Here is an 8,210-nt window from a genome sequence, read left to right as displayed (position 1 = left end):
AGAAATAATCAAAATTATAAACAAAGTAGGTAAATAAAATTGAAAACAAATAATAAAAGCAAACTAAAACGTATTATTTTTATCATTTGGGGTTTATTTATTACAGGAGCTATTCTTATTTTTTTAATTATTCTTTTATTAGCTATTAATAAAAATCAAATTAAAACTGAAAACTCAAAACAACAAGAACAAGAAACTGTTCAACCTCAATCTAATATTCCATCACAACAAGAACAAACAGAAACTTATAATTCTATTCTTAATAAAATTAATAAAGAATTTGATGATTTAACAAGTAAAAAAAATATTATATATCAATCAGATGGTAAAACTATTAAATTTATTAATGAATTAGACAAAGATACTGATATACAAACTAAATCCACTAGATATCAAGATGATGGTAAAACAATTGATTATATTGATGAATATGATAAAGATACTGGTAATCAAATTAAATTTACTAATTATCGAGATGATGGTAAAACAATTGATTATTTTGAGGAATATAACAAAAATACTGGTAAAAAAATTAAAACAATCAATTATCGAGATGATGGTAAAACAATTTTTTGCATTACTGAAATTCAAGATGGTAAAATATCTAAATTTAAACGTACTTATTTCAAAGATGATGGTAAAACAATTGATTATATTGAAGATACTAGACAAAGAGGTTAATATATGAATAAAAAAAGAAAAATTATTGTAAAAATATGGTTTATATTTATTCTAATTATTCTTTTGATTTTATTATTTCTATTAGGTTTATCTTTACCTAAATTACCTTTATTCAAAAAGCAATCTCAAAATAATCAAGATAAACAAACCCAACATCAACCTCAAACTCAATATATTTATGATACTAATAAAGTTAATAATATTATTAATTTAATGAATGCTTTTAAAAGGTTAAAAGAACTAAAAGAATTACAATATCAAAAACAATTGGAAACTAAACAAGAATCATATGACTCTATTGTTAAATTACCTCAACCAGAAATTAATTATATTCCAGATAAAACTAAAACAAATAATGATGAATTAATTAAAGGTATTGCAATCACAACTTTGGGTGCTGGTGCAGTTATTATTGCTGCTGTTGCTTTCCCTCCTATCTTTGCATCTTTGGGTGCATCTTTGGGTCAAATGGCACCAGTTATGACTTTATTACTATAAATTATTAAGAAAGGAAAAATAAAATGTTAAACAAAGTTCAATTAATTGGTAATATCACTCATGATTTAGATTTAAAACGAATTAGTACTTTTGATGGTGAAATCTCTAAATTAGATTTTCAAATAGCTGTCAATATTAAAGATAAAGTTCAATTTATTCCTTGTATAATTTTTCGTAAACAAGCTGAAAACATGAGTGTATATTTACATAAAGGTTCAAAAGTATATTTAGAGGGTTCTTTATCGATTGAAAAATATACGAATAATGATGGTGAAATTAAGTCCACTATTAAAGTAATTGTTAAAAATGTTATTTTTTTAGATAGTAAAGATAAATAAAAAAAAGCCCCTAAGTTAATAGGGACTTATACAAGAAAGAGTATATTATAATGAAAAAAAATAAATTTAATTTAAGTTCAAAAGACATTTTTTTAACCTATTCAAAATGTCCTTTGGGTAAAGATAAAATTCATAATCATATTAAAGAATTAATGGATTTAAAAAAACAAGAAATATCATATATTATTTCTAATACTGAAAATCATCAAGATCATAAAGAAATTCATTCTCATGTTTTGTTTCAGTTAACAAAAAGAATAAGTATTAAAAGTCAAAGATATTTTGACATTGATGGCTTTCATCCTAAAATTGAAACTGCTCGTGATATTCAAAAAGCAATTGATTATATTAAAAAAGATGGTAACTTTATTGAAGAAGGAACCCCTAGACATAAAAAATACGTTCGTCAAAATCAAAAAGAAGAACGTAAACAATTGATTTATGATGAAATAGATAGATTAAAAGAACAATATTATTATGATGATAAATTAACTTCAAGTCAAGTTAAAAAATCTCTTGATAATTTTATTAAAAATCTAGACCGTGATTTTTATTACGAACAAATAGATTTAATCAAAAAAATTCTAAAAGAAAAGTTCATCAAACAATCAGAAGATTTGCTTGAAGAACTTGAAAACGAAACTGAATCATTTTTTAGTTTTGATACTTTTAAAGATAACTATAATACTCAGGAAATTATAATGGCGATAAAGGAAGAGATGAACCAAATACGTCGTCCTAAATCCATTGTAATTGAAGGTGCTAGTAAACTCGGTAAAACTGAGTTTATCATTAGTTATTTAAACAATCAACGAGTACAGTTTAATTATATCAGGGGTTCGTTGGATTTTAACAAAAATAGTTATAATGATATGTTCAAAGTAGATGTTTATGATGACATAAGTATCAGAGATATTAAACAAGCAGGTTTGTTAAAAAACATTATTGGCGGCCAAAGAGGATTTATAGTTGATATTAAGTATTCCCCTAAAAGAAGATTATCTGGTAATAAATTATCTATTTTTTTGTGTAATGAAGATATTAGTTTTTCTAATTGGTGTAAAACAGATGAAGCTTGTGGCGGAAATGAATATAAATATATCAAAAAAAATTGTATTTTCATATATGTTCCTGATAAATTATATTAAATAAACTTCGGTTGCGTCAAATATTAATTTTAATCAATCTATCTAATCTAAAATACCTCTAAAACTCATTATTTTGCCCCTATATCAAGTTTATACTCAGCAAGAGGGGAGAATTATATTAAGTAATGCACTATTCCTTTTCCTTCACCCCTCATTCTTTTTTAGATCTGTGTTTGCTGATTCCGTTTGTTAATCCTCATATAATTAAAAGTGTCTTTTTTAAGAGAGCTTGGTCGCTTCATCCGCTTGTCAATCCTCACAATATATAAAAGCATTAAGCGCAATAAAAACGAATGTAAAAAAAAGTATTTTTTTATGTGAGTTTTTATGCTTAATGCTATATTGTGAGTTAGGATTGATAAGACGGATAAATGAAGTGACTAAGCTTTTTTTATCTTAATTTAAATTAATATTTACTGTTTACCCCCCCTAAACTTATTTTTGAAAAGCAAGTGTGTAGAAGTATTTGTATTTTTCTTTGATATTTACTTACTTTACGCGCGCATGGGGAATAACATTGCCCCATGCGCTACTAGTATTTTCCTAGTGATTTTTTTTCTACACACTTTCTACACATTGCAATGTGTAGAACTTTTTATTCAATGTGTAGAACTTTTTATTCAATGTGTAGAACTTTTTATTCTCGTGCCTTTGCCGTGAACTATCGGTAAAGGAGTAGCGAGAATAAACCAACCGCCTTTACCGTGAACTATCGGTAAAGGAGTAGGTTGGAGAGTTTATAATAAAAAAAATATTTATCTTATACAAGTTTCATTTTATTATGATTTTTCTTATATTTTATTGTTGTATATAACTATTTTTTTGTTATAATATAAGTGTATTGACAAGCACCTTGATAGTAAGTAATTTTTTTTAACAAAATAAATGTTAAAATTATAAATGACCCTATTATATATGTTCGTGCTTGTCCATATATGTAGGGTCATTTTTGTTATATTAAGCCCACATTAAAATATATAAAAAAAAATAGTTATGTAAATCCTACTCTCACCAAAGACAAAGATTTATATAACTACCATAGAAAGGTTGCATTATTTATGCAAATATTCAATTACAACATAGATGAATTTATTGCTAAAATAAATTTCTACGTCACTATTATTATATCATTTTGTAAGGTTAGATTTAACACTATAATTGCTCTTCAAGATGTTGATTTTAGTTTAGGTAATATTTTAAATAGTACAGGTATAATTATTCAATTTATTTTAACTATTTTTTATTTTTTAATTTTTATTACTGTATTAGCTTTTGTAGTTTCTCCTATTTTTAACATTATTAAAATAATAATAAAATTAATTTTTAAAATAATCAAATTACCATTTAAATTAATTATCAAATTAATTAAAATATTTAATAAATCAAAGTTGCTTATTAAACCATCTGTTAAATCATCAATTAAAACCAATATTCCTGATAAAACTGATTTAATTAAATTACAAAAAAAGATATCTGAATTAGAATATAAGCTTAATTTACAACAAAAAAGAAATAATCAAAATTATAAACAAAGTAGGTAAATAAAATTGAAAACAAATAATAAAAGCAAACTAAAACGTATTATTTTTATCATTTGGGGTTTATTTATTACAGGAGCTATTCTTATTTTTTTAATTATTCTTTTATTAGCTATTAATAAAAATCAAATTAAAACTGAAAACTCAAAACAACAAGAACAAGAAACTGTTCAACCTCAATCTAATATTCCATCACAACAAGAACAAACAGAAACTTATAATTCTATTCTTAATAAAATTAATAAAGAATTTGATGATTTAACAAGTAAAAAAAATATTATATATCAATCAGATGGTAAAACTATTAAATTTATTAATGAATTAGACAAAGATACTGATATACAAACTAAATCCACTAGATATCAAGATGATGGTAAAACAATTGATTATATTGATGAATATGATAAAGATACTGGTAATCAAATTAAATTTACTAATTATCGAGATGATGGTAAAACAATTGATTATTTTGAGGAATATAACAAAAATACTGGTAAAAAAATTAAAACAATCAATTATCGAGATGATGGTAAAACAATTTTTTGCATTACTGAAATTCAAGATGGTAAAATATCTAAATTTAAACGTACTTATTTCAAAGATGATGGTAAAACAATTGATTATATTGAAGATACTAGACAAAGAGGTTAATATATGAATAAAAAAAGAAAAATTATTGTAAAAATATGGTTTATATTTATTCTAATTATTCTTTTGATTTTATTATTTCTATTAGGTTTATCTTTACCTAAATTACCTTTATTCAAAAAGCAATCTCAAAATAATCAAGATAAACAAACCCAACATCAACCTCAAACTCAATATATTTATGATACTAATAAAGTTAATAATATTATTAATTTAATGAATGCTTTTAAAAGGTTAAAAGAACTAAAAGAATTACAATATCAAAAACAATTGGAAACTAAACAAGAATCATATGACTCTATTGTTAAATTACCTCAACCAGAAATTAATTATATTCCAGATAAAACTAAAACAAATAATGATGAATTAATTAAAGGTATTGCAATCACAACTTTGGGTGCTGGTGCAGTTATTATTGCTGCTGTTGCTTTCCCTCCTATCTTTGCATCTTTGGGTGCATCTTTGGGTCAAATGGCACCAGTTATGACTTTATTACTATAAATTATTAAGAAAGGAAAAATAAAATGTTAAACAAAGTTCAATTAATTGGTAATATCACTCATGATTTAGATTTAAAACGAATTAGTACTTTTGATGGTGAAATCTCTAAATTAGATTTTCAAATAGCTGTCAATATTAAAGATAAAGTTCAATTTATTCCTTGTATAATTTTTCGTAAACAAGCTGAAAACATGAGTGTATATTTACATAAAGGTTCAAAAGTATATTTAGAGGGTTCTTTATCGATTGAAAAATATACGAATAATGATGGTGAAATTAAGTCCACTATTAAAGTAATTGTTAAAAATGTTATTTTTTTAGATAGTAAAGATAAATAAAAAAAAGCCCCTAAGTTAATAGGGACTTATACAAGAAAGAGTATATTATAATGAAAAAAAATAAATTTAATTTAAGTTCAAAAGACATTTTTTTAACCTATTCAAAATGTCCTTTGGGTAAAGATAAAATTCATAATCATATTAAAGAATTAATGGATTTAAAAAAACAAGAAATATCATATATTATTTCTAATACTGAAAATCATCAAGATCATAAAGAAATTCATTCTCATGTTTTGTTTCAGTTAACAAAAAGAATAAGTATTAAAAGTCAAAGATATTTTGACATTGATGGCTTTCATCCTAAAATTGAAACTGCTCGTGATATTCAAAAAGCAATTGATTATATTAAAAAAGATGGTAACTTTATTGAAGAAGGAACCCCTAGACATAAAAAATACGTTCGTCAAAATCAAAAAGAAGAACGTAAACAATTGATTTATGATGAAATAGATAGATTAAAAGAACAATATTATTATGATGATAAATTAACTTCAAGTCAAGTTAAAAAATCTCTTGATAATTTTATTAAAAATCTAGACCGTGATTTTTATTACGAACAAATAGATTTAATCAAAAAAATTCTAAAAGAAAAGTTCATCAAACAATCAGAAGATTTGCTTGAAGAACTTGAAAACGAAACTGAATCATTTTTTAGTTTTGATACTTTTAAAGATAACTATAATACTCAGGAAATTATAATGGCGATAAAGGAAGAGATGAACCAAATACGTCGTCCTAAATCCATTGTAATTGAAGGTGCTAGTAAACTCGGTAAAACTGAGTTTATCATTAGTTATTTAAACAATCAACGAGTACAGTTTAATTATATCAGGGGTTCGTTGGATTTTAACAAAAATAGTTATAATGATATGTTCAAAGTAGATGTTTATGATGACATAAGTATCAGAGATATTAAACAAGCAGGTTTGTTAAAAAACATTATTGGCGGCCAAAGAGGATTTATAGTTGATATTAAGTATTCCCCTAAAAGAAGATTATCTGGTAATAAATTATCTATTTTTTTGTGTAATGAAGATATTAGTTTTTCTAATTGGTGTAAAACAGATGAAGCTTGTGGCGGAAATGAATATAAATATATCAAAAAAAATTGTATTTTCATATATGTTCCTGATAAATTATATTAAATAAACTTCGGTTGCGTCAAATATTAATTTTAATCAATCTATCTAATCTAAAATACCTCTAAAACTCATTATTTTGCCCCTATATCAAGTTTATACTCAGCAAGAGGGGAGAATTATATTAAGTAATGCACTATTCCTTTTCCTTCACCCCTCATTCTTTTTTAGATCTGTGTTTGCTGATTCCGTTTGTTAATCCTCATATAATTAAAAGTGTCTTTTTTAAGAGAGCTTGGTCGCTTCATCCGCTTGTCAATCCTCACAATATATAAAAGCATTAAGCGCAATAAAAACGAATGTAAAAAAAAGTATTTTTTTATGTGAGTTTTTATGCTTAATGCTATATTGTGAGTTAGGATTGATAAGACGGATAAATGAAGTGACTAAGCTTTTTTTATCTTAATTTAAATTAATATTTACTGTTTACCCCCCCTAAACTTATTTTTGAAAAGCAAGTGTGTAGAAGTATTTGTATTTTTCTTTGATATTTACTTACTTTACGCGCGCATGGGGAATAACATTGCCCCATGCGCTACTAGTATTTTCCTAGTGATTTTTTTTCTACACACTTTCTACACATTGCAATGTGTAGAACTTTTTATTCAATGTGTAGAACTTTTTATTCAATGTGTAGAACTTTTTATTCTCGTGCCTTTGCCGTGAACTATCGGTAAAGGAGTAGCGAGAATAAACCAACCGCCTTTACCGTGAACTATCGGTAAAGGAGTAGGTTGGAGAGTTTATAATAAAAAAAATATTTATCTTATACAAGTTTCATTTTATTATGATTTTTCTTATATTTTATTGTTGTATATAACTATTTTTTTGTTATAATATAAGTGTATTGACAAGCACCTTGATAGTAAGTAATTTTTTTTAACAAAATAAATGTTAAAATTATAAATGACCCTATTATATATGTTCGTGCTTGTCCATATATGTAGGGTCATTTTTGTTATATTAAGCCCACATTAAAATATATAAAAAAAAATAGTTATGTAAATCCTACTCTCACCAAAGACAAAGATTTATATAACTACCATAGAAAGGTTGCATTATTTATGCAAATATTCAATTACAACATAGATGAATTTATTGCTAAAATAAATTTCTACGTCACTATTATTATATCATTTTGTAAGGTTAGATTTAACACTATAATTGCTCTTCAAGATGTTGATTTTAGTTTAGGTAATATTTTAAATAGTACAGGTATAATTATTCAATTTATTTTAACTATTTTTTATTTTTTAATTTTTATTACTGTATTAGCTTTTGTAGTTTCTCCTATTTTTAACATTATTAAAATAATAATAAAATTAATTTTTAAAATAATCAAATTACCATTTAAATTAATTATCAAATTAATTAAAAT

10 protein-coding genes are annotated in these 8,210 nt (G+C 24.3%); all 10 read left to right on the top strand.

All coding sequences use genetic code 11. The features are described 5' to 3' along the window. Positions 1 to 39 precede the first annotated feature (39 nt). Positions 40 to 681: a DUF2963 domain-containing protein gene (locus tag J8J04_RS02695; RefSeq protein WP_212332070.1), complete on the top strand. Its 642-nt coding sequence runs from the start codon at positions 40 to 42 to the stop codon at positions 679 to 681. 3 nt (positions 682 to 684) lie between these two features. Next, entirely contained in the window at positions 685 to 1,179 is a 495-nt protein-coding gene (locus J8J04_RS02690; RefSeq protein WP_212332067.1) for a hypothetical protein, read from the top strand. A gap of 23 nt (positions 1,180 to 1,202) precedes the next feature. Next, positions 1,203 to 1,517: a single-stranded DNA-binding protein gene (locus J8J04_RS02685; RefSeq protein ID WP_212332064.1), complete on the top strand. Its 315-nt coding sequence runs from the start codon at positions 1,203 to 1,205 to the stop codon at positions 1,515 to 1,517. Between the two features lie 50 nt (positions 1,518 to 1,567). Then, positions 1,568 to 2,665 (top strand): hypothetical protein, encoded by a 1,098-nt coding sequence (locus J8J04_RS02680; protein ID WP_212332060.1) that lies wholly within the window; start codon positions 1,568 to 1,570, stop codon positions 2,663 to 2,665. Positions 2,666 to 3,723: 1,058 nt separating this feature from the next. Beyond that, positions 3,724 to 4,206, top strand: coding sequence for a hypothetical protein (locus J8J04_RS02675; RefSeq protein WP_212332073.1), 483 nt, complete (start codon positions 3,724 to 3,726; stop codon positions 4,204 to 4,206). 6 nt (positions 4,207 to 4,212) lie between these two features. Beyond that, entirely contained in the window at positions 4,213 to 4,854 is a 642-nt protein-coding gene (locus J8J04_RS02670; RefSeq protein ID WP_212332070.1) for a DUF2963 domain-containing protein, read from the top strand. Between the two features lie 3 nt (positions 4,855 to 4,857). After that, positions 4,858 to 5,352: a hypothetical protein gene (locus J8J04_RS02665; protein ID WP_212332067.1), complete on the top strand. Its 495-nt coding sequence runs from the start codon at positions 4,858 to 4,860 to the stop codon at positions 5,350 to 5,352. Positions 5,353 to 5,375: 23 nt separating this feature from the next. Beyond that, positions 5,376 to 5,690 (top strand): single-stranded DNA-binding protein, encoded by a 315-nt coding sequence (locus J8J04_RS02660; protein WP_212332064.1) that lies wholly within the window; start codon positions 5,376 to 5,378, stop codon positions 5,688 to 5,690. 50 nt (positions 5,691 to 5,740) lie between these two features. Beyond that, the gene (locus tag J8J04_RS02655) at positions 5,741 to 6,838 is read left to right on the top strand and encodes a hypothetical protein (RefSeq protein ID WP_212332060.1); all 1,098 of its coding nucleotides are present in this window, start codon (positions 5,741 to 5,743) and stop codon (positions 6,836 to 6,838) included. A gap of 1,058 nt (positions 6,839 to 7,896) precedes the next feature. After that, positions 7,897 to 8,210: hypothetical protein (locus J8J04_RS02650; protein ID WP_212332058.1), on the top strand; the 314-nt coding region annotated here is incomplete at its 3' end.

Origin of the sequence: 'Fragaria x ananassa' phyllody phytoplasma, from assembly GCF_018274325.1 — a bacterium.
In the GTDB taxonomy this organism is placed as follows: domain Bacteria; phylum Bacillota_I; class Bacilli_A; order Acholeplasmatales; family Acholeplasmataceae; genus Phytoplasma.
Note: the sequence above shows the minus strand (reverse complement) of the source record. Positions and strands in the feature narration are given on the sequence as shown.

Bases quoted from the DNA above. Each gene is read 5' to 3' on its own strand.
- J8J04_RS02690 (WP_212332067.1), top strand. From the start codon at position 685: ATGAATAAAAAAAGAAAAATTATTGTAAAAATATGGTTTATATTTATT.
- J8J04_RS02685 (WP_212332064.1), top strand. From the start codon at position 1,203: ATGTTAAACAAAGTTCAATTAATTGGTAATATCACTCATGATTTAGAT.
- J8J04_RS02680 (WP_212332060.1), top strand. From the start codon at position 1,568: ATGAAAAAAAATAAATTTAATTTAAGTTCAAAAGACATTTTTTTAACC.
- J8J04_RS02675 (WP_212332073.1), top strand. From the start codon at position 3,724: ATGCAAATATTCAATTACAACATAGATGAATTTATTGCTAAAATAAAT.
- J8J04_RS02665 (WP_212332067.1), top strand. From the start codon at position 4,858: ATGAATAAAAAAAGAAAAATTATTGTAAAAATATGGTTTATATTTATT.
- J8J04_RS02660 (WP_212332064.1), top strand. From the start codon at position 5,376: ATGTTAAACAAAGTTCAATTAATTGGTAATATCACTCATGATTTAGAT.
- J8J04_RS02655 (WP_212332060.1), top strand. From the start codon at position 5,741: ATGAAAAAAAATAAATTTAATTTAAGTTCAAAAGACATTTTTTTAACC.